The sequence below is a fragment of the Lentisphaerota bacterium genome, assembly GCA_016873675.1.
Taxonomy (GTDB): domain Bacteria; phylum Verrucomicrobiota; class Kiritimatiellia; order RFP12; family JAAYNR01; genus VGWG01.
Genome location: VGWG01000036.1, coordinates 1 through 26,458, shown reverse-complemented (window position 1 = coordinate 26,458; position 26,458 = coordinate 1). Strand labels below are relative to the sequence as shown.

Sequence of the window (26,458 nt, the reverse complement as noted above, 5' to 3'; positions counted from 1 at the left end):
AACACCACCGCCGCCGACACCGACGTTGCCGCCGACCGTGGTTTCCACATCAAAGCTGGTCGGATAGATGTATTCGGTGACGACCTTCATGATGGCTTCCTGTCCCGACTTGGTGACCACTTTGGGAGCGGAGAGGATGTCGGTGCTGGTCTTTTGGCTCAGCGCGTGGAGGATCATGGAGATCGCGTTTCCGTCAAGCCCGGCGGTCAGCTTGAGGAGATCGTCCTGCCGGGTGCCCCCGTCGGACAGCACGCCGTTGCCCGCCGAGTTGATGAACCGCATGCCTCGGCCAAAACTATTCGCCGGCGGGGTGGCATTCCATGCCCACTGTCTCGTTGTTCCAGGCGGCGTCAGCCAGCCTCCCGGATTGAGGGGATCCGGCACGCCCGGGGTCAACACATCGATCCAGCTTCCGCCCGAACCGCCGCCGTCAACAATCAGATTGCCTGAGTCATAGGGGCGAAGCATCGCATTGCCACTCAGCGGATTCAGATTACCATCGGGGAGAGACGTAAAGGTGTCGAGCGATCCAATACCCGTGTTAACACCCAGATTCCCGTTCAGTATCCACTCGAAGCCGAGCGAGTTGAGGTCTTCCTGGGCGACCTCGACAAAGCGGGCTTCAACCTCGATCTGGCGCGGGGTGACATTGAGCTCCTCCAGCACCTGTTCGAAAATAGCCAGATTGTCCGTGGTGTTGGACACGCGGAGCTTGCCGATGGTCGCCAGATAGGCGATGGCCGACCCTTCGGGCCAGTTGACCCCCATCTGGCCGAAGAACCCCTTCCAATCGGTCGCCCCGCTCATATCCGCAGGGTCGGCAAACCCGCCGCCACCGCCGCCGGCCGGGGCGATTTCGCGGTGGGTGGACAACACGCGTTCGGTAAGCGTCGGCAGAACGTTGTAGGAGCGGGTGATCAGAACATCATCCGGGACATTCATCGGCATGATTGTGACGATGTTGCCCTTGATTCGGAACTTCATATTGGAGACGTCCATGACGGTCTTCAGGGCGTCGTACAGGGTCACATAGCGCGCTGAGAAGGTGATGGGGCCCGAGCCGAGGCCAGCCGTTGGAGAGCCACCGGTTGCTGCGGGAGAGAACACATCGGGAATCGCGCCACCGCCGCCGGTTACGGAAGCGGCCCCGCCTCCGGGCTTGATCACAAAGTTGACGCCGCGCTTCTCGTGCGCCTTCTCGGTGTCATATTCGCGGCTGGCCTTCTCGAAGAACGAAATCACATCGGTGATGTTGGCCGCGTTGAACTGGATCGAGGGGATCATGATCGCCTGCATCTTTTTCTGAATTTCCTGTTCCGGCGAAAGGCCTTTGTCCGGAGCCTTGCTGGCGCGGGACAGGTCGTCAGTCTTCGGCTTCAGGTCGACGGCAAAAGCGGCGTCAATGCCGTACCGATCAGGCGTCCATGCGGCGCTCACATCGCGAATCATCCGCTCGCGGGTGGTCAGTTGTTCCAGATTGGAAACATCGTTCATCCGTTCCGCGATGCGGCGGAGGAGGCGGATCCCCTCGACATTGAACGGCTCTTCCTTGACGACCAGCTCGGCCTCGTCCCGCGCCTTGGTGTACTCGCCTACCACATAGTGCTGACGGGCGCGGCGCATACTGGCCGCCACCTTCTCACGGCTCTCCTTGAATTCAAGCTGGCTGGCCCGGGGGATCGCCACCGTTTCGGCCTTCTTGGCCGGAATCTCCATATCTTTGCGGATCATTCCCACCAACCGATCGGCCTGTTTCTGGCCTTTGCCCTGTGCGGTGCGGGCCTCGACAAGCGCCTGATCCAAAAGTCCTTTTTTGCGGAGAATCAGCGCATGCTGATAATGCGCGTCGGCCAGACCCTTTTCCGCCGCCACACGCGACGCGCGGGTGTCGGGCGTGTCCGGAATATAGCTCAGCGCGTTTGAGAACTTACGCTTGGCTTCGTCATGCAGTCCCTTGGCCAGATCGTCCCAGGCCGCCGCGAGTTCATTGCCACCCTGCCTGATCTTCGCTTCGCGACGCATCCGTTCCAGTGTCGCCAGCTCCGAAATCACCGCCTCGCGCGACGTGGGTGAACTCAGGCCGTTGGGCGTGGCGGAATCCGATCTGTCGGCTTCTGGATTTTCGATGGCCGGCAAATCTTCCGTTTCGGCGGGTTCGGCCGCCACGTCCGCTGGCGCTTCGGCAGTCTTGACGGGGTCACCGTCGGCAACGACGGGAAGGTCGGCTTCCGGCGCTGGAACCGTGATAGCCGGGTCGGCGGCAGGCGGAACAGCGGGTTCGGCCTTAGGTTGTGCGCCACCGCCCAACTCCTGCAGCAGCGCATCGATGTCACCCAGATCGTCCTGCGCGTGTGCCCACAGGCCGACAAAAACAAGAACGGCAGCGGTCAACTTAACACGCATCGAGCGAGATGAACCGGTCATAGGGGGGGGACTCCTTTAAAACAGATACGTTTTCAAAAAAGTAAATGGGCCTGCGAAACAATTCTGACGGACGACGCATCCGCCCTATCTCCCGAGCGTCAACCTTTTCCGAGTTGATGCGCTTTCTATTACAACAGTTTGGGTCTTGCTGTCAACACTGATTACGTTATAGCGTTCGTTCCTCAGGGTGAATGTACCCCCCGCGACGACGGCATAGGTTGAGCCATCGACGGGAAGAACCAATTCGGCCACCGTCTCGGAGAACGCCTCGTCGTTCATCTGCAGGCGGAACATCTGCTCGTCGGCCAGTCGCTTGATCGTGGCGAAAGAGGTCTCAACCGTGACCTCCCCGAGGGTCGGGTGAGCTCGTTTCTCATAGTTTTCGGTGAATGCGACGAAGACGAACCCAGTGTTATAGAAGTCATTGCTAATGGCTTCTCCCTCGCGGATAAAGAATGATCGTCCCTGCTGGACGAACTGACATTGGACCTGGCCATCGGGCATTCTGCTCTTTCCGCGCAACGCCAGTTCGATGCGCTTGGCGGTGACCTCCTTGACCCGCAGGAGCACATCTATCGGCGGGTGACTCTGGGCTTCCCGCGGATCGGTTTTGGCCAAGAACTCCTCCACGTTCGTAAAGCCGTCGCCGTCCGCGTCGCCGTCCGCGTCGTTTGGATCGAACGGGTCAAAGCCGTACTGACGCTCCCAGATGTCGAACATGCCGTCGCCATCGGTGTCGGGGACCGGAGCCGCGAGTTTCGGTTGTTCTTCCGTGCAGAACGGGCAGATTTCGGCGGCATACGGGATGGGTTTGGAGCATCGGACGCACCAGACGCGGCGGTCGGGAACAAAGAGACCCTGATCGGGAGCGTCCAAAGCAATCTGTTTGGGTTGGACGAGTTGCTGTAGCGCATTTGAATACACGCCCATATCGAATCCCGTGCCTTCAAGCGGCCTGGGCGTGAGCGCGTTGAGCGCGGCCTGATAGGCCTTCTCCTCCTGCTGCCGTCTCTCCTGGGAGGAGGTCAGCCACAGCAATGAGAACAGGAGGCTCACGAGCACCACAACAGCCAGCACCTTGTCGTACTGCTCAATAAAAACGGATTGGTTCCCTATCTTTGCCACGGCAAACCCCTCAGAATATCTCGACGTCCAACGTCATGCGAACCAACAGTGGGGCATCCAGTTCGGGTCCCGATACCACCCGCTGCTGATGGTGTGCATCCCCCATCTCCATCCAATTCTCGGGTGGCGCTTTGACATCCGATCCCGCTTTCCGAACGTCAATATCCCTCACCGTCACAAACAGGTCACAGCTCGCGAGCCGGTTCAGAACGGCCAGCATCGCGCCCTTGCGGGCCGTAAATTCCAGTATAAACGGATGCCGGCCGGTCAAGGTAGGGGGATTGCGGTCGAGGTCGGCCATCGGGCGGGGTGCGACCGCCCCGAGCCGGGTCGCCCGCGATGCGTGAGCCGGGGTTTCCGGCGTGGCGCGATCAGAAACAGCGTGCTGAATCTTGGTCAGGACGATGACATTGGCGGCGAACATCTCGCGACATAGCCGCCGTGTCAATTCAAGCTGTACCGCCAATCGCGGGATGTCGGCGACCGCCGGCATGCGGTCCCCCGGAATGTAGGCGTCAAAGCCGAACGCAAAATCGGCGGCGACGACGCGCGCGCCGCCGTCCGTCTGTGTCTTGGCGAGCTCCCGGATGGCCGGCTGGAGCACTTGAATCTTGAATTGCGAGGGCGACAAATTCGTTTCGACCTGCAGGATGGCCCGCTGTGTCTTGATGAAGTCGGTGTTCCAACTCGACAAGGCACGGGTATCATCGTGGATCATGGTGACATGGGCGGTGGATGGGAAAACCGGCTCGGAATAAATCCGACCCAGTTCCGCACGCTTGTTATCGCGTGTCCGGGCGACGTCCTCGGTATGCGATAACGCCGATGCCAGAACGCACCCACTGCCGATCAGCACGCCGGCCATCGCCACGCCCAACCCGACCATCGCAATCTGTTTTCTCTTCATGCCTGATCCGGCCTTTCTCAAGAAATCGGTGACAAGGCCGCCTCCACCACGAATCCACGGACCGATCCGTCCGGCTCTTCCTGTTCGTTTGCGATTTTCACCCCGTCGGTCACAAAGATCGGCCGCATCTTCAACTGGTCACGGAACAGCTCCACCGCCGTTGTCGGCCCGCCGTTCTTCTTCTCGATCTCCTTCAGCCGGTCCACCCATCCGCGGCCCGAAATGCGCAGTTGAACCAACTCGCCCTGGGCGTTGCGGACCGACTCGATGGAGGTCAGCCACATTCCAGGAAAGAGACACTCCCGTATTGCGTCCATCGCTCGCACCAGATGGACGCGGCCAGCAATCCTATTCCGGATCGCATCCGACTCCTTTTGAACGCTCTTGAATTGGGCCCGCGCGTCATCGAGTTTCTTCTGATCTTCAGCCAGAAGTTTCACACGCTCGTCCACTTGCTGGGCTTGCTTTTCGTAGAGCTTGAGCGTCCCCTTCGTGTAGACCGTCCAGACCCCGGCCGTCAGCACGAGACCTGCGGCCGCGAGACCGAAATAGGGAATCCGTCGCCGGAAGGTCTTGCGCCGTGCCAGCGCGGGGGGCAGCAGATTGATCTCGACCGGACAGGCGAGCTTGCGTCGCAAGGCCAGTCCGATCACCTCGGCCAGCATGAAGGCGTCCCGGCCGATCTGTTCCGTGTTGATCTGCGGCGCCAGCGCCACATGCAGAAAGGGATTGAGATACTGGACTTCGACCTGAAGCTTGTCGGCAAAAAACGTGTTCATGTGGGGAATCACGCTCGACCCGCCGGTCAAAAAGACGCGGTGGGGCGTGCTTCCCCCTTGCTGGCTCCTGTAAAAGGCGATCGACCGGCTGATCTCGGCGTGAAGCCGCGTGATCACGTTCCGCACCACCTTTGACACACGGTCCGCCCGCTCGTCACCGACCGGCGCAAACACGCCGCCGAGGGCAACGAACGCGCATTCCCGCTTCAGCGCCTCAGCCGCCCGGTGCCCGACCTGGAAGCTTTTCGCCAACTCCTGCGTGATGGCGTTGCCCGCAACCGGAATGCAGCGACTGAAGAACTTGCCGTCCTCGATGAACACCAGATTGGTGGACCGGGCGCCGATGTCTACGATCATCGAACAGCCGTCCAGGTCCGGATAGTTGTAGCGGGCGCAATTGTAGAGCGCCATCGGGGCGACATCGATGACTTCGGGATCGAGACCCGCCTCGACGACCGAATCGATGAGCTCGGTCACCGTTTCGTTCTTCGCGGCCACGATCATGACGTTCTGCTCGCCCTCAGACACCCCGCCAATCAACTGGTAATCCCAGACCAACTCGGTAATCGGAAACGGCACATTCTGCTCGGCGTCGAGCTGGATCATCTGCAGCAGCTTGTCCTTGGACACGGGCGGCATCTTGGGAAACCGCGGAAACACGAGCTGCCCGGAAACCGACATCAGCAACGGCGCGGGCCGGATCCCGCGGGCGTTCATCACCTCCTTCAGCGCCGCAATCAGGAAGGCGCTCGACGCCGATTCATTCTCAGGGTCCATGCCGAATTCGCCAAATCCGTAATTCAACAGAACCGGGACGCGACCGTTCCGGACAGAAAACTCGGCCAGCGCCAGCTTGCCAGCGCCGACGTTCAGTGCGAGTATGTGGTCTGAGCCGAACACTATTTCACCACCTCGTAATCGTCCATGTTGATCAACGCGAAGGGGGTCTTGCTGCGCTCCAGCAAGCCCTCGCGCCGGGTGACCAACGCATTGTCGATGATGCGGGGATTCTTCCACCAGTCCTCTGTGGGCAAGGACGTCTCCCTCGCCGCAACCTCGGATTTGCTGTCCAGCAACGCGCCATTCTGATAGATCTCAATCGCGAGCGCCACCGGCTCGCCAAATCGGGCGAGCGTGTTCGGCGCCAGTATCACGCAGCTTGTGTGGTCGCCTTTTTGAATGTCAATGTACGTCACGCGGGACTGAAAGAGGCTGTAGGCATCCTTGCCGTCAGCCCCCTTCGTCCGCGTCATCACCGAATAGGCGATGTCCAAGGAGTCCAACCACTCCGGCGTCGTTTCGTATTCAAATTCCAGAAGCGCCCACTCCCGGTTCTTTGGGGTGCGCGAACTGCGCGCTACACTGGTCTGGAATTCGGGCGTCCGCACCATCACCGCACGAGTGGGCTTGGGCATTCTCCGGATCCGCAACACGCCCGCTTTGGTCTCCGGGCGAACCGCTGGCGCCCCCGGCCGCCCCAGCGGCGCGACCTGCGCATCCACGCGGTCAACCACGACCAGGAACGCAGCCACACCCGTCAGCATCACTAAAAGCCGCAGTACGAGAATCCGTTTCATGGCAGCCCTTTCAAAGAATAAGATTCACCGCAGTTTCAGTACACTGTACCGTGTTTCAGCGATAACCGCAATAGGGAAAAATAAAAAAACTTTTTGTTGCAATTGACGCGCCTGCTGCCATGGGCTACACTACGACCATTCACGTGCGTCTTGCAGACTGTCCGTCCGTCCGATGTCACGGGCGTTCATCGGAACGCTGGGTAATAGGAGAAGGAGTCACTGATGATCATGCACCTGTCCGCCAATCGTCTGCTTCTCGTAGCCGCGCTTCTGGTCGGAACGCTGCGGGCTCAACACGCCAGCGTCGTTCCTCTCTTTCAGTTGATCCGCGTCCAGGGCGCCTGTCACGTCAGATGCCCCGGCGACACGGCCTTCGGGCCGGCCATCGACAACAAAGCCTATCCGTTCGGCACGACGATCCAAACCGGACCAGCCGGATCGGCGGTGATCTCGTTCACCGGGACCTCCGCCACGCTGGACCTGTTGGCCATGATGGGTGCAGCCACGGAGGCGATCGTCGAGCGCGCGCCTGATGCGCCCACCAACCACATCATCACCCTCCTCGCCGGCGAGATACAGGTGCTTGCCGACCGGGACACCCCGGCACCGGCGCTTGTCGTCGCAACGCCCGACTATGCGGTATCCGGATTCTCTGGACGCGCCGTGGTGAAGCTCCTGCCCGCCGCCGCTGATCTGATCTCCACCCGGGTCGAGGTCATCAAGGGCTCTATCGCCATCGACGGCAATCAGTTCGCCATGGCCAGCGTGCCGGCCGGGTGCGCGTTCCGGATCGAGACCGCAGCCGACCGCAGCCTCACCCGAATCACCACAGAAGACGGCGAAGCCGTCATCACCCTCGCCAACGGGACGCCGGAACCGCTGGAATTTAACGCCGTCCCAAACGCGACGGTCAAGATCTGGCGCGAATATGCCCCGGTCGGCGGCCGCCTGATCGTGGCTGTTTTTGCGGTAGGACCCGAAGGCAAACGTCCGGAGTGCTACGCATTCTCGGAGGGACGGGAGGGTTTGGTGGCGGTCGATGCCGGGGATATCGAGAACGCCGCCCAATCGGCCCGTTCCGGCGCCGCCAACCCGACCGCCTCTCCCGAAGAAACCTTGGATGAAGACAACACCGAATCCGGTGACACTGCCGCGCTTCCCGCGAGATTGAGTCCCTAGTCCGGCATTTTTCGTCTCGGTACACGATCCGGATGACCCGCGTTGCCGCCCGGAGCGTTTTTTTTGTAATAACGCATGTCAGTGAATGGAAACCAACCGTGGTCATTTATCATTTTAACCGCATCATCCGCAACCGCTTCATCTGGGGCGTCTTCGTCATCGTCATCGCCTTGGCTTTTGTCTCGGTTGACTCGTGCTCGATCTCGACCGGTCACGACCGGTCCACGGCCGGCTCCATCGACGGCAAGCCCGTCCTCCTCCAAACATATCGCGCGCTCGAACGCTATATCCGCCAGACGGGCCGCAATGAGGGCGCGCCGCCGCCGGCCATGCTCTATACCCAGACGTGGGAACGCCTGGCCTCGGCTCAGGTCGCCGCACAGGCCGGCATTGCCGCATCGCCCAACCTTGTCAAGCAGGAAATCCTGGAATCCGGCGCCTTCACCGAAGGATTCAACTCCGATCTCTACCGCTACCTGCTCAATAAGAACCTGCAGTTGTCCGAACAAGAATTCGAGGCCGGCCTGGCCAACACCATCACGTTGCGCATGATCGGCGCTGTCGTCGGCTCGGCGGCTTGGGTCTCGCCGCTGGAGGTCGATGACGCGCTCGCCAGCTATACCGACACCTTCTCGGTCCGCCATGCCGTGGTATCGAACACCTTTGCCCAAGCCGACCTGCCGCTCAGCGAGCAGGACATCGCGCGCCACTACGAGGCCCACCGCACCGAGTATGCATTCCCCGACCGCGTCGCCATCCGCTATGTCGCCGTCCCCATCTCCAATTATGTCTCGGCCGTCACCGTCTCCGATGCCGACATCCTGGATTATTACGACAGCAACCCGCAGCGGTTCTCCCGCCCGGCCGAAACCAACGAGACCGAGGACACCACCATCCCGCTGGACGAGGCGCGTCCGGCCATCGTGGAAGCCCTCATGGAAGAACAGACCGCCGACGCCGCCTTCACCGACGTGTGCCATGTGCTGCTCGAACAGGCCATCACCAACGGCATTGCCGCCGTCGCCGCCGCGCGTAATCTCCCCGTTCTGGAAACCCCGCTCTTCGGCGCCGACGATTTCATTCCCCAGATTGAAAATGTGGCCGAGTTCCGGGAAAAAGCGTTTGAACTCGACGGCCGTCAGGCCCAGACCCGTTTCAACGCCGTTCGCGGCAAAAGTGTCGTCTACCTGATTGTCGCCCATTCCAACGATGTCGCGCGCATCCCCGACTTCGCCGAAGTCGCCGACCGTGTGCGCGCCGCCGCCGGCGCCGCCGCCCGCAATGAGGCGTTTAAGGCCCGGATTACCGCAGCCTGCGAGTCCATCACCTCAGCCGTGGCCGCCGGCAAAACCTTTGAAGAGGCTGCCCGCGCCGTCAACCTGACGGCGACCACCAATTATTTCTTCTCCATCAACGCCGGCGTCCCCTCTGCGATTCCCGAAATCAACGCCGTCATCCGCGAAGCCGTCAAGCTGCGCCCCGGCGGCATCGCGGCCAGCCCGGCGCCCCGCTTCGGCAACGCCGTCATCGTCACGGTCTCTGACCGCACGCCGGGCGATCCCCTGACCGGCAACCTCCTGCGTGACCAGATCCGCAGCGCCATCGAGAAGCGCATCTTCCCGCCCCTCTTCGCCGAGTGGTCGGCCTGGAATCTGAAGCAGTCGGCCTTCAGCCCGGCAGCCGACACCGAACCGGCGGCCGCGTCCACGGATGATGCCGACACCGCCGAATAAGAGGGGATGGCTATGCGTTTTCTAAGCGAGCTGACACGGGGCATCATCCGGGAAAATCCGACCTTCCGGCTGGTCCTCGGCATGTGCCCCACCCTGGCGACCACCTCGTCGCTGGAGAACGGCTTGGGCATGGGCGTGGCAGCAACCTTTGTTCTGGTCGGGTCGAATGCCGTGATCTCCTCATTACGCCATGTGATCCCCGCCAAGGTCCGCATCCCCTGCTATGTCGTGGTGATCGCCACCTTCGTCACTGTGATCGACCTGCTGATGCAGGCGTTCACCCCGGCGCTCGCCGCCAGCCTCGGCATCTTCATCCCGCTGATCGTCGTCAACTGCATCATCCTCGGCCGCGCCGAGGCCTTTGCCGCCAAGAACGCGATCGGGTATAGCGTGGCGGACGGGATCGGCATGGGCGCGGGCTTTACGCTGGCGCTGGCGGTCATTGCCGCCGTTCGCGAAATCATCGGCAATGGCACCCTCACGGTCTGGGGAGACTGGGCCTACCGCATCCATCCCAACACCCTCACGCTGGCCATCCTCCCCGCCGGCGGCTTCATCACCCTCGGCTGCATTCTGGCCCTCATCAACCATGTCCAGGCACGGGCCGCCGCCGTCAGCGGCAAGGCGGCTCCCGTCCCCCTGGAACTCGATTGCCGCCATTGCGTGATCTGCCGCCTGGCGGAATGAGGCCCCCGCAAGGGAGCCGGGAGTGTCATGAACGCCGAACCGCACACCCCCGCCATCCGCCTCGACGCCGTCACAGCCGGTTACCACGGCGAGGCGGTCATCCGTGAGTTCTCCCTGAGCGTAGCCGCCGGTGAGTGCGTGGCTATCCTCGGTCCGAACGGCGTCGGCAAATCAACCCTGTTCCGGGTGATCACCGGGCTGCTGCAGACGCGCGCGGGCCAGGTTGCGATTTTTGACCGGCCGGTGCGGAAAATCCCGGCTGCGGAGCGGGCGCGCCTGGTCGCCACCGTGCCGCAGGAACTCGATACGGCCATGCCGTTCACCGCAGGCGAGTTGGTGATGATGGGGCGTACCGCCGCGCTGGGCCGCTGGATTCCGCCGTCGCACGACGACCGGCGCTGGGTCGCCGAGGCCATGGCGCTGACCGACACCCGCCACCTGAAGGACCGGGTTTTTCAGGAGATGAGCGGCGGGGAGCGCCAGCGGGTGGCTGTCGCCATGGCCCTGGCCGCCCGCCCCCGCATCATCCTGCTCGATGAACCCACCTCGCATCTCGATATGAATCACCGGCTCGAAATTGTCCAGATGATCGAGCAGATCAATCGCGAGCAGGGGATGACGATCCTCATGATTGGCCATGACCTCAACCTCGCCGCCGAATATTTTTCCCGCCTCGTGCTGCTCCATGAGGGCCGGATTGCCGCAGACGGTCCGCCCGAGGCCGTACTGACCCCCGACACGCTGGGCGCCGTCTACCAGTGCGCTGTGTCGATCCAACGCGATCCTGTGGCCGATGTCCTGCGCGTCTTCCCGTGCCGAACGGCGAAAGGACCCACCCAACGATGATTGACCCGCAGCCATCAGCGAGGCTTCCGTTTCAGGAAACGTCGTTTCTTCTGGAAACCGCGCCGGGCGCGCTGGCCGCTATCCTGCATGCGCCGAACGCCCCGCTGCGGACGGCGCTGTTTGTTCCCCCGCTTGCCGAGGAGCGAAAAGCCTGTCACCGCATCCTGTGTGATCTGGCCCGCGCCTGGGCGGCCGAGGGCACGGCCGTTCTTCGTTTCGACTATCGCGGCACCGGGGATTCCCCCGGGGATTTTGCCGACTTCTCAGTGTCCGACTGGCTGGCCGACGCGGAGGCCGCTCGCGCCTGGCTCCGGGACCGGTATCCGCAGTGCGAACCCGTCGTGCTCGGCATCCGCTTCGGCGCCGCGTTGGCCTCCCGTCTCGTCGCGCCCTGCGCCGCGCGCCTGCTGATCGAGCCGGTCGGCGGCACAGACCTCCTGAAACAACTGCTCCAGCGGAATCAGGTGAATCAGATGGTCGCCTATGGCCGCGCACCCGTTTCTCGCGCCCGGATCGAGGCGGGTTGGTTGCAGGGCACCTGCGCCGATCTGGACGGCTATCCCTTCACCCCGCGCCTGGCCGCCGATCTCGCGGTGCTCGCGCCGGGCACGTGGACGGAAGCCGGTTGCGTGGTCTCCACCGGCGCTGACACCCGCGCGGCCCATGCCGCTCACATCGGCGCACCGGCATCTGAACGCCTCGCCTTGCGCCTCCCAGCCTTCTGGAATACGGTCGGACGCGTGGGTATCGGTCCGCTGAGCGGCGCGCTGGCCGACGCCCTCCATCGCCTCGTGCCCGCAGGCGTTCCCCGCGCTGCACCCGGTCCGCTTCCGGAGTCGGTTGGCAGCGGCCCGATCACGTTTGCGTCCCCTTCCGGTACGATCCGGGGCTGGGTGGACTGGCCGTCACCGGCCCGGCCGCCCGTGGCCCGCCTGCTCCTGATTCACGGCTGGTCGGGGGATCGCACCGGGCCGCACCGGATGTTTGTCACCTTCGCCCGGCGGCTGGCCGCGGCCGGCGTGATGGCGCTGCGCATTGACCTCTCCGGCCGGGGTGACAGCGACGGGGATGCCGACGCCGCGTCCATCGAGGCCATGACCGCCGACACGCGCGCCGCAGTCGCCTGGATGCGCCAGACCTGCCCGGACGGAGGCCCCATGATCATCACGGCGATTTGTTCCGGATGCAAGGTCGCCTTCTGCGCCGCCGCCGAGCCGGGCATTGACGCGCTCACGCTCTGGTCTCCCGAATCGATGGGTTCGCTCCGATCCGCCGCCACCGGTCGCCGCCACACCTGGCGCGCGATCAAGACCTATGCGATCAAGCTGACCCGGCGTGAAACCTGGGTCAAGCTCACCACCGGCCGCATCCGCGCCGATATGGTGAAGAAAACGCTGGTGCACCATGAGACCCGATCCGCCGCCGAGGCCACCGAGGAAGACCGCATCCTGCAACACTTTCGGCGCTATCCGGGCCGCATCCGCTTGATCTTCGGCGGCTCTGATCCAGACGCCGCCGGTTCCGCCGCCGCTTATGCCGCGTTCTGCGCCCGCCACTCCATCCGTCACGATGTGCACATCGTCCCGCACGCGGGACACAGTTTCTACTCGCTGGCGTGGGAGTCGGACGTGCTCGCGCGAAGCGAGTCGTTTATTCTGCACGTCGCGCGGGGGGGGAGATGACCCAATGCCGGACTCCCCACACACATCCCTGACGTTCTCGCTTTCGACCAACTGGAACAGCGCGCGACATCCGACGGGCGAGGCGATGGTTGACGAGATCCTGAAGCTGGGATTTGACGCCGTCGAACTGGGCTACCAGTTGGACGAGCAGCAAGCCGAGGGCGTGTTGCGCCGGGTGAGGCAGGGTGGCGTTGCCGTGTCCAGCGTCCATGCCTTTTGTCCTGCGCCACCGCATGTCGCGGGAGGCCACCCCGAGCTGTACCTGACGGCATCTTTGGATGAAGATGAACGCGTCATGGCCATTCTGCTGGCCGGCAAGACCCTGGAGTTTGCCCAGCAGGTCGGCGCGCGGGCGGTCATCCTCCATGCCGGGCGCATTCGGCAGGGCTGGTGGCGCCGCGGACTCGATTCCGAAAGTCTCATGCGCCGTGTGTCGGATTCCGGAATTGACGACCCGCTTTTCAAGAAGCAGACGGCGCGCGCGCTCTGGGCACGCGAACGCCGGGCGGGCCGACACCTCCAGGCGCTGCGACGGTCGCTCGACCGCCTCGTCCCCCGTTTTGAGCAGGCCGGGGTGACGCTCTGCCTCGAGAATCTGCCCTCCTGGGAAGCGGTGCCGTCCGATGCCGAAATCCTGCAACTGACCGCCGACTATCCGGCGTCGGCCCTCGCGTACTGGCACGATTTGGGGCACGGGCAGATACGGCAACACTTTGGATGGAGCCCCGATCACGCGGCCGTCGCGGCGCATCTGCTGCCGATCACACGCGGCGTTCACATTCACGATGTGCACGGCCTCGCCGATGACCATCACGTGCCGGGTACGGGCGTCATTGATTTCACACGCTTCGCGTTTTATGGAACCGCCGCCGTGATCCGCGTCTTCGAACCGCTTCCCGGAACGCCCGCCACAGCCCTGGCTGCGGCGCTGGCGCACCTGCGTCAGATCTGGGGCGGCGGTTGATGCTTCCGTTCCTGATAGCAGGATATCAGAAAAACGATGGACGCCACAAAGATCAACGCATAGCCGGCCAGCTCGGTCCCCTCCTCGGCCAGGCGCCGGACACTGCGGACGCTCGTGAAGGCCAACTGCGAACCCAGCAACGCCATCCAGTTGCGGCGCATGCCGAAGATCCGGGAGAAGACAAAGACCATGCCGAAGCCGCTGCACAGGATGCCCCAATACGGTTGCGTCACCTCCCGCGCGAAGGCGTCGAAAAACGTCTTCCGCCTCGGCCACACCCCGCACACCACGGCAATCATCACGAGGGTCGCCGGCACCACCCAGAAGCCATGCCAGACTTTGTCAAGCACCCAATCCAGCTCGCGCACAAACGCCAGCGCCGCCAGGCCCATCAGCAGGCAGGCCGGAATGCGGCGTTCGCGGGTGAGACGCCCGCCGACGGTAAAGGCCGCGCCCGACAGAAACAGCAGCGTAACTTGCGCCGTTTCCGTCCAAGACTGTTCGGAGAAAAAGTCCTGTGTGGTCGGGTAGCCATGCACATCGAGCAGAAAGACACCCGCGACACCGCCGAGAACGGCACACAGAAACAGCAGCCGGAATCCGGCCCTCAAGCAAACGGCTAATGAGTGAGTCATGGTACACGTTCTTCCTTCTAATCATTTAGGTTCGCGTCATCGCGCATCGGTCGCGTCTGAGAACTGGTGGGCGGGGCGGGACTTGAACCCGCACGGCTTGCGCCACAAGATCCTAAGTCTTGCGTGTCTGCCAATTCCACCACTCGCCCGGTATTGCCCCACTTAGGTGAGGCTCGCGCAGAAAGCCCGGAAACGGGCCAGCCCTGTCTCAATCGTCTCCTGGGTGCAGGCGTAGCTGAGCCGGACGCACGCATCGGCCCCGAAGGCGACGCCGGGCACCACGGCAACGTTGTGCGATTCGAGCAGGCGGCGGGCGAAGGTGATGGAATCCAAGCCAAGCGCTGAGATGTCGGGGAAGACGTAGAAGGCGCCGGTCGGCCGGGGGCAGACGACGCCGGGGATGGCGGACATCAGGGCGAACATGCTCCGACGGCGAGCGTCAAACGCGGCCACCATCTCGCGGATCGAGTCGTCGCCGCGCTCAACTGCGGCAATGCCGCCCCACTGGGCAAAGGTGTTGGGCGCCGAAGCCGTGTGGCTCTGCAGGGCGTTCATGGCCTTGATGAAAGGCTGGGGCGCGGCGGTGTAGCCCAGACGCCAGCCCGTCATGGAGTAGGCCTTGCTCATGCCGTTGACCGTGATGGTGTGGGCGTACAGTGCGGGAGAGAAGGCGGCCATGCTCGCCTGCTCATGGCCGTCGTAGACCATTTTTTCGTAGATCTCGTCCGAAATGAGGGTCAGTCCGAGGCGGATCGCCGTCTCGCCGATGGCGCGCAATTCCGCCGGGGTGTACATCGTGCCGGTGGGATTGCACGGACTGTTGATCACGAGGGCAACGGTGCGCGCCGTCGCAGCCCGCTCGATGTCGGCCGGGGTGATCTTGAAGTCGGCCGCTGGCGTGGCCGTGACAAAGACCGGGACGCCGCCCGCGATGCGGACCATCTCGGGGTAACTCAGCCAGTAGGGCGCGGGGATGATCACCTCGTCACCCGGATTCAGGAGCGTCTGGAAGACCAGCGCCAGCGAATGCTTGGCCCCGCAACTCACGACGATCTGCGAGGGTGTGTAGTCCAGTCCGTTGTCTCGCTTCAACTTGGCGGCGATCACCTCGCAGAGCCTGGGCACCCCGGCCACCGGCGTATATTTGGTCTTCCCCTCGCGCAGCGCGACGATAGCGGCATCCTTGATGAACGTGGGCGTGTCGAAGTCGGGCTCGCCAGCCGCGAAGTCGCAAACAGGACGTCCCTGGGCGGCCAACTGCTTGGCCAGCGCGGCGATGGCGAGGGTGGCGGAGGGCTGGATGGCGAGAATGCTTGAATTCAGTGTTTTCACGGATAGTGGGCCTTAATCAGCTCTTCAAACTGGGCATCCCGTTCGATGTCAATGATGGCCATCTCGCGAACGGCGTTTTCGGCGGAATCGGAGGCGTGCGCGGCGTTGACCATGATGTTGGTGCCGAATTCGCGGCGGATCGTGCCGCTGCTGGCCTTGCTCGGATCGGTCGAACCGAGGATATCGCGGACCTTGTTGACGGCATCCACCCCCTCGTACACGATGGCCAGGCACTCCTCGGTCCCCTTCAACTGCTTGATCGCGTCGGAGCATGAGGAGGGTCTGCGACCGGTCATGAACTCGACGATGTTCTCAAACTCGAAATCGGCGAAATCGGGGGCGATCAGCTCGCACAGCGAGGTCAGCCGATCCGGATCGACCGAGAGACCGAATGCTGTCGACAGCGCCTGGGCGGCGCGCGCCTTGCCAATCAGGGGAAAAATGCGGCGCAGATTCGCCCGCACCGGCTCGTAGAACTTCTCGGCCTGGGCCACGCTCATGGCGAACTTCTTGACCGCCACGATGCGCAGCCCCGCGCGGGAGAGGAGACTCATGATGTTGCCCGCGCGCAACGACGGCTGCCGGAAGTTTTCCGGCTTGATCAGCACCAGCGTGCGATGCACGTCCGGCCCTTCGGGCACGTCGCTTGCGCCGCGGACGATGCCGGCCTCGGACTCAAACTGACGGCACCAGATTTTAAGCAGCTCGCCCGTAACCCGCACATTAGGGCCGACGATGACGCTCGGTTCGAAATAGAGCATCTTCCCGGTCTGCTCGTCGCACACGAAGTCGCCGAAGGTGTCGCGCACCGTCAGACCGGTTCCCCACGTCTGGCGCAGGCTCCCCGTGATCTCATAAATCTTGGCGACCGCGTTCTCGCCTTCAAACAGCAACATCATACTGCGGTGGGATCGGCCCAGAACGGAATCCGGCGTGTAATTGCTCCGGACGTATCCGGCGAGCAGTTTGCACTTATCCGGATCGTCGGCATCATAGGTCTCCAGATAGTCGGCCAGCGTGCCCGCCAGCTCCCGCGAGGCGCCAAACATCCGGGCGCCGACCAGCTTCAGATCGGTCTGAACGAGATAACGCGCAATGATCCCCCCCGTCCGCGACTTGCGGATCGAATACGGGTTGATCAGCACGAACGCCAATTCTTTTGCCATATCCATCCCATTTCTTGGCTGTGTGCCGGAATATCCCGCCGATGACCCCTGTTTCCCGGCGGCCACACACGCCATCCCTGCCCGTCATGCATGGCATGAGCAGGTCTTTCAGTGGATGTTAGCATGTAACCGGCGAAGTTGTCACATACAAAATGCGGATGCGGAATCTCCGAAGGTGTGGTAAAGTGAATGCGCCCTCGGGTGGGCGGATATCCCCACGTGTTGGGGCGGACGCGGAACACCACGCCTCGCAAATAAGCCGGAATGCGTGTATGGGTGGAACGAGAAAGAGTGAAATCGGCGATCGCAGGGTCAAGCGGTTGCCGCTTTATTTGCGGCTCTTGCGGGAGATGCGCGCGCGGGGTGAGGTTTTCGCGTCGAGCGCGACACTGGCCAGGATACTGGAGGTCGACCCGATCGTCGTGCGCAAGGACCTGGCCGGGGCGGGTGTCTGCGGCACCCCACGCCTGGGGTTTCCCATCGATCCGTTGATCACGGGGATCGAGCGGTATGTCGGTTGGAGCGATGACACGGCGACGGTTTTGGCGGGTGTCGGCCGATTGGGAACAGCGTTGCTCGGTTACACCGGATTTCGCGAACACGGCCTGCAGATCGTCGCGGCGTTTGACCTGGCCGCGTGGCGGGTGGGACGGCGGGTGTCGGGCGTACCGGTCTATGCGACCGATAAACTGACCGAAGTCGTCAGGCGGCTGAACGTCCGCATCGGGATTCTGACGGTTCCCCAGGAGGTGGCTCAGCCGGTCGCGGATGCGATGATCGCCGGCGGGATCAGGGGCATATGGAATTTTACGACGGTGCAGCTGGTCGTTCCCGCCGAGGTGATCATCAAGCGCGAGGATTTGGCTGCAAGCCTGGCGGTGCTTTCGCACCGACTCCATGTGAAATAAGGCTGAACCCTCACGCCTCGCCGGGGATGCGCAGGTCGCAGAGGATCGGCAGGTGGTCGGAGAGGGCCGAGTCGAGAATCTCGAAACGGACGGGTGTAATGTCGGCCGTGGTGCAGATGAAGTCCAGCTCGCGGGCGGGCCGCCAACTCGGATAGGTCGGCCGGTGGCTTGGATTGACCGATGTCAGGCCGGTGGCGGCGAGGAAGAGCTTCATTTCTTTGGAACCCGACAGGGCGTTGAAGTCGCCCATCACGACGCACGGCTTGGCCGACGCCATGACGAGATCGTGCAGGTCGGCGAGCTGCCGCTGGCGGGTGCCAAAGCGGAGCGACAGGTGGACGAGAAACAGGTTAATTTTCTCCATTTCCAGCTCGATGACCAGGCGCTTGAATCCGTAGTTCAGATAGTGGAACCGCTCCCGGTGAATCTCGCCACGCGTGAGAATGGCGTTGGCCTGCTTGTTAAAGACGGGCAGGCGTTCAAACAGCCCGCCCTTGGAGTATTTTACCTCACAGCGGTGAAAATAGCTGCCCAGATCCTCGGCGATCGCCTCGGCTTGGTTGACGCCCCGGCTGCGGAACGAGCCGGTGTCCACCTCGACCAGGCCGATGACGTCGGGATTGTGCCTGCGGATCAGCTCGGTGATCCGCGGCAGATGATTGACGGTTTTACGCAACAGATCCATCCAGGCGCGGTTTTTGCGACGCCCGGTTCCATAACGGATGTTGTAGAGGAAGAAACGCATGGGGTTTGCGGCGAGAACGGAGCACGGAGCAGTCAGGTATCCCGTGCTGCGGTCTGGATCAGCCAGGCGGCCTGTATGGCGCGTGACAGGGGGATCAGCCAACCGCTGTAGATGGCCTCCAGGGCGGCGGGCAGGCAGTCGGCGTTGGGGGGCGGCAGGGTACAGGCGCGACTGTGTTCCGCGGCGCAGGATCGGACGCGATGCAGGACGAGTTGTTCGACCGATGGAAAGGTGATCAACGCCTCGATCTGGGCCGCGTCGCCCGCCTCTGCGGCCGCCCGGAGGCGGGTGTCGTTTCCAGCAAACTTGCACGCCGCGACCTGCAGCGAGAGGCCGAGCCGGATGGCGATGGCGGCGATGGCGCCGGCGTCTGCGGCGCGCAGCGCGTCCTCCGTCCCGGCCCCGGTTCTGGCGCCCCGAATCAGGAGCGGCAGGACGGAGCGGGTGAAACCGGCCTCGATCCGGGCCTGGAAGGATTCAAGAGCAGGCGGAAAAGCCGCTTCCGACGCTAGGCGGCGAAAGGTCGGCGCGCTCCAGCCGACGGGGTAAAAACCGGCAGGCGCCACGCCACAGACCGCCCGCTGCGCGAGACGACGGACAACCACATCGTCCTGCCTGGCAATCTGCTGGCGTATCTGTTCGAGCGGTGTGTTCATGAGCGTCTCATTGTGGCGTCAAAGGGGCTGTTTAGGCAAGCGTTTATCGTCTGGACTCGACGAAAAGGGCCGGACGTGAGACAATCAGAACCAATGCCGGATCGGATTTCGCCCCGTTGCTTCTGAACCTTGAACACCGAACCCCGTCGCCCGGCCGGAAAACCGCTATGAGTGCTGCCGCCCGTCTTCGTTCGCTGATACATGCGTGGGAAACGGTTCGTTACGAACTGCTGAACACCCGTCTCTGTGATCTCAATCTGCGTCTCTCCCGCTCGCCGATCCTGCCTGCGCTCAACCGTCTGCAGAAGGAGTTTCATGATCGCAAGATCGGCTTCGTGCCCGCGTTCTATATCACCGATGGCTGGGGCTGCCCCAACCGGGTCCCGGTGATCGGCATCCCGTTCTATCTGGCCGACAAACGCCTGATGCGGATTGAGGAGGAGCAGACCGGGGAGATCGAGGATGAGCAGATGGTGATGATGCTCCTGCGCCACGAAGCCGGCCATGCCGTAAACTACGGCTACCGCCTCTGGGAGGATCCGGAGTGGAGCGAACTGTTTGGCCGATTCGCCGAGCCCTACCGCGACACCTTCGACACCGACCCCTTCAGCCGCCGTTTCGTCCGCCATCTGGCGCACGGTCAGGCGCGGCGGACGACCTACGCCCAGAAGCATCCGGACGAGGATTTCGCCGAAACCTTTGCTGTCTGGCTGACGCCAAAATCGGGCTGGCGCAGGCGCTACGCCAACTGGCCCGCCCTGCGCAAGCTCGCGTACGTGGACCGGGTGATGCGCCGCCTGCGCACGCGCCCCCCCGCAGTGACCGGCGGTGAACTGATGCAGCCGATCGAGACGCTCGCAATGACGATCGCCGAGCACTACGGCCAGCGCGCCGAACGTTACCGCTCCAAAGCCCAAGGCTACCTCGACGACAAGCTCCAGCGCGTGTTTCCGCAATTCCGGTCCCCGGTCCCCGCCGTCGAGGCGGCCACCTTCATCACCCGCCGCCGCCGCATGCTCATCACCCGTGTCGCCGACTGGTCGGCGATGGCACCGGATGATATCCGCATGCTGCTCGACAAGGTGGTGGAGCGTGCCCGTTCGCTCGGGCTGCGGGTGCGGATGGACAAGCAGGAGGAGCGCCTGATGGATCTGGCCTCGCTCCTCACCGCCATGGCGGTCACGTTCCGCCACACAGGCAAGTTCATGGAATGACACAAGCCTCCGGGGAATCGCATGCACATCACTTATGGAATGGAAAGCCTGCACGCTTCCGACAGGCGGCGGCGAATACCGGGTGGCCTGTCATGTTGAACCTCCTTCGCGTCCACAATCTCGCGATCGTCGAGGAGGCCTCGGTTCTCCCCGGGGCCGGTCTCAACATCATCACCGGAGAGACCGGCGCTGGCAAATCCATCCTGATGGGCGCGCTCGATCTCGTGCTGGGCGGGCGCGCGGACAAGTCGCTGGTGCGCAGCGGCGCCGCCGAAGCCCAAGTCGAGGCGGCCTTCGCCTTGGCCGCCCCCGCCGCCGTGGATGCCGTGCTCGCCGAGTCCGGCCTGCCCCCCTGCGAGGACGGACAATTGATCATTCGCCGCACGATCGCCGCCGCAGGCGCGGGCCGATGCCTGCTCAACGATGCCGCAGTCACCGTCCAGACGATCCGGCGTGTCGGTGCCCTGCTGGTGGACATCCACGGCCCGAATGACCACCAGTCGCTGCTCGATCCCGCCTTCCAACTCGACCTGCTCGACAGCTTTGGCCGCTGTCTACCCGCCCGAACGGCCTATGACGAGGCCTGGCGCACCGTCGCAGCGCTCGAACGCCGCCGCGCCGATCTGCTGGGCGGCGGCGCCGATACCGCCAGCGAAATGGACCGGCTTCAGTTTGTCATTGATGAACTGGCCAGCGCCCGCCTGACCCCGGCGGACGACACCGACCTTATCCGCGAACACGCTGAAGCGGCCAATGCCGAGGCGATCCTGCAATCCGGAAACGCCCTCCTCGCCGGGCTGACCGATGGCGAGGGATCGGCCTTCGACACCCTCGCGGCCTTGCAGCACCGCCTGCTCGAATTGGGCCGCATGCTACCCGATGCCGAGGGCTGGCGCGCCGAATTGCAGTCCGCCGCCACCCAGGTGCAGGAACTCGGCCGCACGATTGCCGGACGCCTGCAACGGATTGACGCCGATCCGGGCCGCCTGCAGCAACTGGAGGAGCGGATGGCGCTGGTGCAGAAGCTCAGGCGCAAATACGGCGCCTCGGTGCGGGAGATGCTCGACACCCTGCAGAAGAGCCGGGATCGGCTCGACGATCTCGCCGCGCGGGACGAGCGGCTTGCGGGCCTGGATGCGGAGATCGCCGCCGCCCTGGCCGGGCGCGCCACCCGCGCCGCCGTGCTGTCCCAGGCCCGCGCCGCAGCCTCGGCCGGTCTCGCCCGGGCGATCACACGGGAACTGCGCGACCTTGGCTTCCTCCGAGCCGGATTTGGCGTCGACGTCACCCCGGTGTCCCCGCGTCCCGACGGCGCCGACGCCGTCTCCTTCGCTTTTGCGCCCAACCCTGGCGAACCTATGCGCGCCTTGCGCGACATCGCATCGAGCGGCGAGATCGCACGCGTCATGCTCGCCGTCAAGACGGTGCTGGCCCGGCACGACCGCATCCCCGTGCTGGTGTTTGACGAGATCGACGCCAACATCGGGGGCGAAGTGGGGCATGCCGTGGGCCGCAAGCTGCGCACCGTTGCCGCCTCCCATCAGGTGCTGTGCATCACCCACCTGCCGCAGGTCGCGGTCTTCGGCGATGTCCATTTCGTGGTGAGCAAGGCGGTGCAGAGGAATCGCACGCTCACCCGCATCTCACCGGTGACCGACGAGGCGCGCGCCGAGGAGATTGCCCGCATGCTGGGCGGCAAGAACCTGACCTCCGTGACCCTCGAGCACGCCCGCAAGCTGCTGGAAACGACGGCGTGAGAGCAGTCTGAGCTTCCGGGTTTGTGTGTGGATTGTTCCGTGAAGCAGGCGGGTCTCATGAATGCCTCCCAGACCGAGAAGGCCAATAAACTAAACACGGTGTTTGCTCCCATGACACTGCTCTTCCTTCGTCTCTCCAGTTGCCGCGACACAGCCGCGTCCTCCACGCACCGCGTGCTGGCGGATCTGGCTCTGACCGCGCATCCCGACACCGCGATTGACTTCGCCTTCCTGCCGCCCACGCGCGATCCGCGCGTCATCGGAACGTTCACCGGACGCGAATGGTCAACCTGCGATTTGATCCTCGTCACCAATTCCTGCGTGCAAGAGGCGGTTAACCTTCCCTGGCTGCTCCACGCGAACGGCCTTTCTCCCTGGGCGCCGGATCGTCCGGAGACGTTCCCGCCCGTCCTTCTCGGAGGCTCCAATGCGTTTGCCGCGCACTGTCTCGTTCGCACCGACGGCACGGCCGTCCCTGACGCGATGTTCTTTGGCGAAGCCGAGGACGCCCTTCCCGTTTTCCTGCGCCGCTGGCGGGAGGCTTCCGGTTCCAAGCGCGAACGCCTCACCCGTGCCGCTCACGCGCTGGACGGCTTCTGGGTCACGGGCGTTGTGCCCGACACGCCCATCCGACAGGCCGTGGCACGCGGAAAGCCGCCCCTCGCCTCGCCCCAGCCCCTGCTCGATACTGAAAGCACGGGCACCGCGCGCCTTTCTGTGGGCGCCGGCTGCGCCGCCTTTTGTTCGTTCTGCTTCGAGGGCTATGAACGCAAACCCTATCGTTCATGGGCGCTCGCCGATGTCCTGGCGCAGGCCCGCAGCCTCAAGGCCGCCTGCGGCGCGCGCGGCATCGAGCTCGACGCCTTCAACCTCAACACCTACGCGGAGCTCGGCCCGCTGGTGGAGCGCTGCGCGCGGCTCTTCCACACCGTTTCGTTCAAGAGCCAGCGGGCTGACGGCGTCGCCGCATGCCCCGGGATTGTGGACCTCGAACGCGCGGCCGGCAAAGGCTCCTTCACGCTCGGCATCGAGGGCATCAGCCCCCGTATGCGGGCCTTTCTCTGCAAGTCCCTCGCCGATGATGCCATCGCCGCCGCCATCCAGACCCTGCTTCAGCGGGGCGCGCGCGAAATCAAGCTGTTCTACATCCTTACCGCGCACGAGACACCGGCGGATCTGGCCGCTTTCGGCGACTTCTGTTCGCGCCTGAGCGGCTGGATGCGAACGCCGCCGGCCTGCACACGCGTCGTGCTGAGTTTCGGCCGGCTGGTGCGCATGCCCAACACCCCCCTCGCCCGTGACCGCCTCTTCCTCAACGAGTCAGACTGGCGTTTCTGCGTGGACGGCGTTGCGGCGATCTGCAGGCGCTACCGGCTTGAATCCCGCTTCGCGCTCGTCTGGCCTGATTACCTCGCCACGCAGCTCCTGGCCGCCTGTACTCACGACGACGCCGATGCTGTCGTTCGCCTCGCGTGCGACGGTCTCACCACTCACAGCCCCTGGCGCGAAGCCGATGCGCATCGCCTGGCCGATGCCCTCGCGCTCCCCGCGCAACAGGCCGCCGTTTCTTCAGCCCGCTGCTTCCCCTTCATTCAACGCGCGGTATCCGACGCTTTTCTCGCGTCGCGCTGGGATGCGGCCCGCCGTTTTCTGGATGCCGGATATTGCCTCGGCACGTCGTGCTCCGCGTGCGGAGCCTGCGCCGATGACTCCGAACGCCAGTCCATCATCAACCAGTCCCGCACGCTGACTATCCCGTCCTCGCTCATTGCGACCGTGGCAGGCATCGAAGCGGACAAACGCCGCCTGATCCCCTTCTACCACCGCGCCTGCCTGCCCGTCGACTTTGCGGGGCGCTCGCCCGAATGGGTGTCCGCCCGGCTTCTGCAAGGTCTGCTCACGCGACATCCGGCGCTCATCGACACCTTGCTGACGGTTGACGAAGCGGTCTTCTCGCTGGGCGAGGCGGCCGGTGAGCGGATCATCCCATGTGGCGAAACCCTGCTGCGCTTTCGTGCGTGGGACGCAGCTCCCGTGCTCGCCGCGCTGACGCAGGAGACGGCCCTCTTTCCTTCCGCGCCAGTGCCGTCTGACGTCACACCCGGACACTTCACACGGGCCACCTGGCAGATCTCCTGTTCTACGGCACCGCGCGACACGGCGCAGACCGCATCCGAATGGCTCCATGCGCTCAGGCTGCCTCATTCCCTCCAACGCGATGGCGATGTCTGGCGCGCCACGCTCGCCCCGGCTGCTGTCAAAAAGAAGTGGGTGTTCGCCCTGACGGTCATGGCGGGATCGCCACCCGTCACGCAGTGTCCCACGCGCCCGCTTGCACCAACCAACGAAGCGGGCGACACGACTCGAACCTGCGGATCAACACTGAGTATCACCTTCTCGCATCAGGTGCCGCTACGCACCCTACTCACTCGGTTGCATCCAGCCTCCGGTCACCCGCAAGCCACCTGCCTTGATCTGAGGGTCTGTTGACTTGTTTTAAACATCGGTTCATAATAAATTACTCAATAGAGATGGGGACGGGAGAAGCATGGCCATGAGCAGGGCAACGAAGATCGATGCGTTTCACACTGCGGCCACAAGCATTCTGGAAAGCATTTCGGACGGCGTCTTCACGGTGGACTCCGACTGGCGAATCACATCGTTCAACCGCGCCGCTGTGGCCATTACCGGTATTCGGCGGCGCGACGCCATTGGGAAGCCCTGTTCAGACGTGTTTCGTGCGAGCATGTGCGAGGCGGATTGCCCCCTCCGCCAAACGGTTAAAACCGGCAAGCCCATCATCAATAAGGCTGCTTTTATTGTCAATGCCGACGGCCGCAGACTTCCCATCTCCGTTTCAACGGCCATATTGCGCGACGCATGCGGTAGGCTCACCGGAGGCGCGGAAACCTTTCGCGACCTCAGCCTGGAGGAGGAACTGCGCAAAGAACTGGAGGGGCGTTGCCAGATGGGTGATCTGGTCAGCCGTTGCGCCCTATTGCGCCGGATCTGCGACCTCCTCCCGCAGATCGCCCCCAGCGATGCGACCGTGCTGATCCACGGCGACACCGTCACAGGCAAGGAACTTTTGGCGCGCGCCATCCACACCCTCAGCCTGCGCAAGAACAAGCCCTTCGTTCCGATCAACTGCGGTGCCTTGCCCGACACCTTGCTCGAATCCGAGATCTTTGGTTACGTCAAGGGCGCGTTCACGGGAGCTGTGCACGACAAGCCCGGTCGCTTCGCGCTGGCCGAGGGCGGCACCGTGTTTCTGGATGAGATCGGCGACATCAGCCCGGCGATGCAGGTGCGCCTGCTGCGCGTGCTCCAGGAACGAACCTATGAGCCCCTCGGCGGCACCGAAACGCGGCACGCGAATGTGCGCATGATTGCTGCCACGCATCGCGATCTGCCTGCACTGATCCGCAAAGATCTGTTCCGCGAAGACCTCTATTACCGATTGAATGTCGTCAAATTGGAGCTGCCCCCGCTTCGCAAGCGCAAGGAGGACATCCCCATCCTCGTCGATCACTTCGTCGCCCGTTTTAATCGACGGCAGGGCAAAGCGGTGGTTGGTGTCACCCCAGAGGTGATGGCGCTGCTCGTGGCGCACGACTATCCCGGCAATGTGCGCGAGCTGGAGAACATCATCGAGCGAGCGTTCGTCTTGTGCGGGGCTGGAAAGATCGAACGCCATCACCTTCCGTCCGAACTCACCGGTCAACGACCGGCACCCCTTGTCCCGACGGGCGACACGATCGCTGCGCAGACGCGTGCCGCCGAAGCACATGCCATCCGCGCAGCGCTGGCGCAACACGACTTCAACCGCCTCGCCACCGCCCGCGCCCTTGGCCTCCACAAGAGCACGCTTTTCCGAAAAATGCGCGCCCTGAATATCGACCATCCCGCGCGAGATGGCCGATCCCGCGCTGCGGCCAAGTAGAGTCGCTGAAATGCGACACTCTCATCTACAGACCGTTGCGATTCCGCAACTCTCATCATCGCGCAGCATCCGGCCATGGTTTGCTGCATCCACTTGCGATCACACGCGTTACGTTCAATCAGAAGGTTCGTTCAGCACCTTGGCACGCTTCGTGATACTCGTGGGTTAGTCACGACGTTAAGGAATACGAATCATGAAA

21 protein-coding genes and 1 tRNA gene are annotated in these 26,458 nt (G+C 63.5%); 11 read left to right on the top strand and 11 right to left on the bottom strand.

Features of this window, described 5'->3' with window-relative positions; translation table 11 throughout:
- The 5 genes from FJ222_06455 to FJ222_06435 all read right to left on the bottom strand — a co-directional run.
- On the bottom strand, nucleotides 1-2,424 hold a 2,424-nt coding region (locus FJ222_06455), incomplete at its 3' end, for a hypothetical protein (protein MBM4164064.1).
- Between the two features lie 84 nt (nucleotides 2,425-2,508).
- Nucleotides 2,509-3,549, bottom strand: a complete 1,041-nt coding sequence (locus FJ222_06450; GenBank protein ID MBM4164063.1) for a hypothetical protein — start codon at nucleotides 3,547-3,549, stop codon at nucleotides 2,509-2,511.
- 10 nt (nucleotides 3,550-3,559) lie between these two features.
- Complete coding sequence (locus FJ222_06445; protein MBM4164062.1) at nucleotides 3,560-4,456, bottom strand: hypothetical protein; 897 nt, start codon at nucleotides 4,454-4,456, stop codon at nucleotides 3,560-3,562.
- A 17-nt stretch (nucleotides 4,457-4,473) separates the two neighbouring features.
- The gene (gene pilM, locus FJ222_06440) at nucleotides 4,474-6,135 is read right to left on the bottom strand and encodes a type IV pilus assembly protein PilM (protein ID MBM4164061.1); all 1,662 of its coding nucleotides are present in this window, start codon (nucleotides 6,133-6,135) and stop codon (nucleotides 4,474-4,476) included.
- The gene (locus tag FJ222_06435) at nucleotides 6,135-6,812 is read right to left on the bottom strand and encodes a hypothetical protein (protein ID MBM4164060.1); all 678 of its coding nucleotides are present in this window, start codon (nucleotides 6,810-6,812) and stop codon (nucleotides 6,135-6,137) included. The genes pilM and FJ222_06435 overlap by 1 nt, the downstream gene beginning before the upstream one ends.
- 222 nt (nucleotides 6,813-7,034) lie before the next feature.
- Between FJ222_06435 and FJ222_06430 the strand changes: the two genes are divergently transcribed.
- Genes FJ222_06430 through FJ222_06405 form a run of 6 tightly spaced genes read left to right on the top strand, consistent with a single transcriptional unit; the run spans nucleotide 7,035 to nucleotide 13,903 of the window.
- Entirely contained in the window at nucleotides 7,035-7,991 is a 957-nt protein-coding gene (locus FJ222_06430; GenBank protein MBM4164059.1) for a hypothetical protein, read from the top strand.
- 32 nt (nucleotides 7,992-8,023) lie between these two features.
- Nucleotides 8,024-9,724 carry a hypothetical protein gene (locus FJ222_06425; protein MBM4164058.1) on the top strand — a complete coding sequence of 567 codons (1,701 nt, stop codon included), beginning with the start codon at nucleotides 8,024-8,026 and terminating at the stop codon, nucleotides 9,722-9,724.
- A gap of 6 nt (nucleotides 9,725-9,730) precedes the next feature.
- On the top strand, nucleotides 9,731-10,411 hold the full coding sequence (locus tag FJ222_06420; protein ID MBM4164057.1) for an electron transport complex subunit E: 681 nt from the start codon (nucleotides 9,731-9,733) through the stop codon (nucleotides 10,409-10,411).
- 27 nt (nucleotides 10,412-10,438) lie between these two features.
- Nucleotides 10,439-11,257, top strand: a complete 819-nt coding sequence (locus FJ222_06415) for an ABC transporter ATP-binding protein (GenBank protein ID MBM4164056.1) — start codon at nucleotides 10,439-10,441, stop codon at nucleotides 11,255-11,257.
- Entirely contained in the window at nucleotides 11,254-12,939 is a 1,686-nt protein-coding gene (locus tag FJ222_06410) for an alpha/beta fold hydrolase (GenBank protein ID MBM4164055.1), read from the top strand. Before FJ222_06415 ends, FJ222_06410 begins: the two co-directional genes overlap by 4 nt.
- Nucleotides 12,791-13,903 (top strand): sugar phosphate isomerase/epimerase, encoded by a 1,113-nt coding sequence (locus FJ222_06405; GenBank protein ID MBM4164054.1) that lies wholly within the window; start codon nucleotides 12,791-12,793, stop codon nucleotides 13,901-13,903. The genes FJ222_06410 and FJ222_06405 overlap by 149 nt, the downstream gene beginning before the upstream one ends.
- Here the strand turns inward: FJ222_06405 and FJ222_06400 are convergent.
- From FJ222_06400 to FJ222_06385, 4 genes are all read right to left on the bottom strand, one after another.
- Nucleotides 13,882-14,538: a hypothetical protein gene (locus tag FJ222_06400; GenBank protein MBM4164053.1), complete on the bottom strand. Its 657-nt coding sequence runs from the start codon at nucleotides 14,536-14,538 to the stop codon at nucleotides 13,882-13,884. The genes FJ222_06405 and FJ222_06400 overlap by 22 nt on opposite strands.
- A gap of 64 nt (nucleotides 14,539-14,602) precedes the next feature.
- Nucleotides 14,603-14,687: transfer RNA gene (locus tag FJ222_06395), tRNA-Leu, on the bottom strand.
- A gap of 13 nt (nucleotides 14,688-14,700) precedes the next feature.
- Nucleotides 14,701-15,861, bottom strand: coding sequence for a pyridoxal phosphate-dependent aminotransferase (locus FJ222_06390; protein ID MBM4164052.1), 1,161 nt, complete (start codon nucleotides 15,859-15,861; stop codon nucleotides 14,701-14,703).
- A gap of 5 nt (nucleotides 15,862-15,866) precedes the next feature.
- Nucleotides 15,867-17,111: a nucleoside-diphosphate kinase gene (locus tag FJ222_06385; GenBank protein MBM4164051.1), complete on the bottom strand. Its 1,245-nt coding sequence runs from the start codon at nucleotides 17,109-17,111 to the stop codon at nucleotides 15,867-15,869.
- Between the two features lie 77 nt (nucleotides 17,112-17,188).
- Here FJ222_06385 and FJ222_06380 point away from each other — a divergent pair, with 77 nt between their 5' ends.
- On the top strand, nucleotides 17,189-17,944 hold the full coding sequence (locus FJ222_06380; GenBank protein ID MBM4164050.1) for a redox-sensing transcriptional repressor Rex: 756 nt from the start codon (nucleotides 17,189-17,191) through the stop codon (nucleotides 17,942-17,944).
- Between the two features lie 10 nt (nucleotides 17,945-17,954).
- On the opposite strand, the gene FJ222_06375 is transcribed toward FJ222_06380, so the two are convergent.
- Nucleotides 17,955-18,689 carry an endonuclease gene (locus tag FJ222_06375; GenBank protein MBM4164049.1) on the bottom strand — a complete coding sequence of 245 codons (735 nt, stop codon included), beginning with the start codon at nucleotides 18,687-18,689 and terminating at the stop codon, nucleotides 17,955-17,957.
- A gap of 32 nt (nucleotides 18,690-18,721) precedes the next feature.
- Nucleotides 18,722-19,345 carry a hypothetical protein gene (locus FJ222_06370; protein ID MBM4164048.1) on the bottom strand — a complete coding sequence of 208 codons (624 nt, stop codon included), beginning with the start codon at nucleotides 19,343-19,345 and terminating at the stop codon, nucleotides 18,722-18,724.
- A gap of 167 nt (nucleotides 19,346-19,512) precedes the next feature.
- On the opposite strand from FJ222_06370, the gene FJ222_06365 reads away from it, so the two are divergent.
- The 4 genes from FJ222_06365 to FJ222_06350 all read left to right on the top strand — a co-directional run bounded on the left by FJ222_06365 (nucleotide 19,513) and on the right by FJ222_06350 (nucleotide 26,259).
- Nucleotides 19,513-20,559, top strand: a complete 1,047-nt coding sequence (locus FJ222_06365; protein MBM4164047.1) for a hypothetical protein — start codon at nucleotides 19,513-19,515, stop codon at nucleotides 20,557-20,559.
- Nucleotides 20,556-22,316 carry a DNA repair protein RecN gene (gene recN, locus FJ222_06360; GenBank protein MBM4164046.1) on the top strand — a complete coding sequence of 587 codons (1,761 nt, stop codon included), beginning with the start codon at nucleotides 20,556-20,558 and terminating at the stop codon, nucleotides 22,314-22,316. Before FJ222_06365 ends, recN begins: the two co-directional genes overlap by 4 nt.
- 57 nt (nucleotides 22,317-22,373) lie before the next feature.
- A complete protein-coding gene (locus FJ222_06355; protein MBM4164045.1) occupies nucleotides 22,374-24,806 on the top strand; it encodes a hypothetical protein in 2,433 nt (810 codons plus the stop codon).
- A 64-nt stretch (nucleotides 24,807-24,870) separates the two neighbouring features.
- Complete coding sequence (locus FJ222_06350) at nucleotides 24,871-26,259, top strand: PAS domain-containing protein (protein ID MBM4164044.1); 1,389 nt, start codon at nucleotides 24,871-24,873, stop codon at nucleotides 26,257-26,259.
- The last annotated feature ends 199 nt before the right edge of the window (nucleotides 26,260-26,458 follow it).

Bases quoted from the DNA above. Each gene is read 5' to 3' on its own strand.
- FJ222_06445 (MBM4164062.1), bottom strand. From the start codon at position 4,456: ATGAAGAGAAAACAGATTGCGATGGTCGGGTTGGGCGTGGCGATGGCC.
- FJ222_06435 (MBM4164060.1), bottom strand. From the start codon at position 6,812: ATGAAACGGATTCTCGTACTGCGGCTTTTAGTGATGCTGACGGGTGTG.
- FJ222_06430 (MBM4164059.1), top strand. From the start codon at position 7,035: ATGATCATGCACCTGTCCGCCAATCGTCTGCTTCTCGTAGCCGCGCTT.
- FJ222_06425 (MBM4164058.1), top strand. From the start codon at position 8,024: ATGACCCGCGTTGCCGCCCGGAGCGTTTTTTTTGTAATAACGCATGTC.
- FJ222_06420 (MBM4164057.1), top strand. From the start codon at position 9,731: ATGGCTATGCGTTTTCTAAGCGAGCTGACACGGGGCATCATCCGGGAA.
- FJ222_06415 (MBM4164056.1), top strand. From the start codon at position 10,439: ATGAACGCCGAACCGCACACCCCCGCCATCCGCCTCGACGCCGTCACA.
- FJ222_06410 (MBM4164055.1), top strand. From the start codon at position 11,254: ATGATTGACCCGCAGCCATCAGCGAGGCTTCCGTTTCAGGAAACGTCG.
- FJ222_06405 (MBM4164054.1), top strand. From the start codon at position 12,791: ATGCCGCGTTCTGCGCCCGCCACTCCATCCGTCACGATGTGCACATCG.
- FJ222_06400 (MBM4164053.1), bottom strand. From the start codon at position 14,538: ATGACTCACTCATTAGCCGTTTGCTTGAGGGCCGGATTCCGGCTGCTG.
- FJ222_06385 (MBM4164051.1), bottom strand. From the start codon at position 17,111: ATGGCGTGTGTGGCCGCCGGGAAACAGGGGTCATCGGCGGGATATTCC.
- FJ222_06380 (MBM4164050.1), top strand. From the start codon at position 17,189: ATGCGGATGCGGAATCTCCGAAGGTGTGGTAAAGTGAATGCGCCCTCG.
- FJ222_06375 (MBM4164049.1), bottom strand. From the start codon at position 18,689: ATGCGTTTCTTCCTCTACAACATCCGTTATGGAACCGGGCGTCGCAAA.
- FJ222_06370 (MBM4164048.1), bottom strand. From the start codon at position 19,345: ATGAACACACCGCTCGAACAGATACGCCAGCAGATTGCCAGGCAGGAC.
- FJ222_06365 (MBM4164047.1), top strand. From the start codon at position 19,513: ATGAGTGCTGCCGCCCGTCTTCGTTCGCTGATACATGCGTGGGAAACG.
- recN (MBM4164046.1), top strand. From the start codon at position 20,556: ATGACACAAGCCTCCGGGGAATCGCATGCACATCACTTATGGAATGGA.
- FJ222_06355 (MBM4164045.1), top strand. From the start codon at position 22,374: ATGAATGCCTCCCAGACCGAGAAGGCCAATAAACTAAACACGGTGTTT.
- FJ222_06350 (MBM4164044.1), top strand. From the start codon at position 24,871: ATGAGCAGGGCAACGAAGATCGATGCGTTTCACACTGCGGCCACAAGC.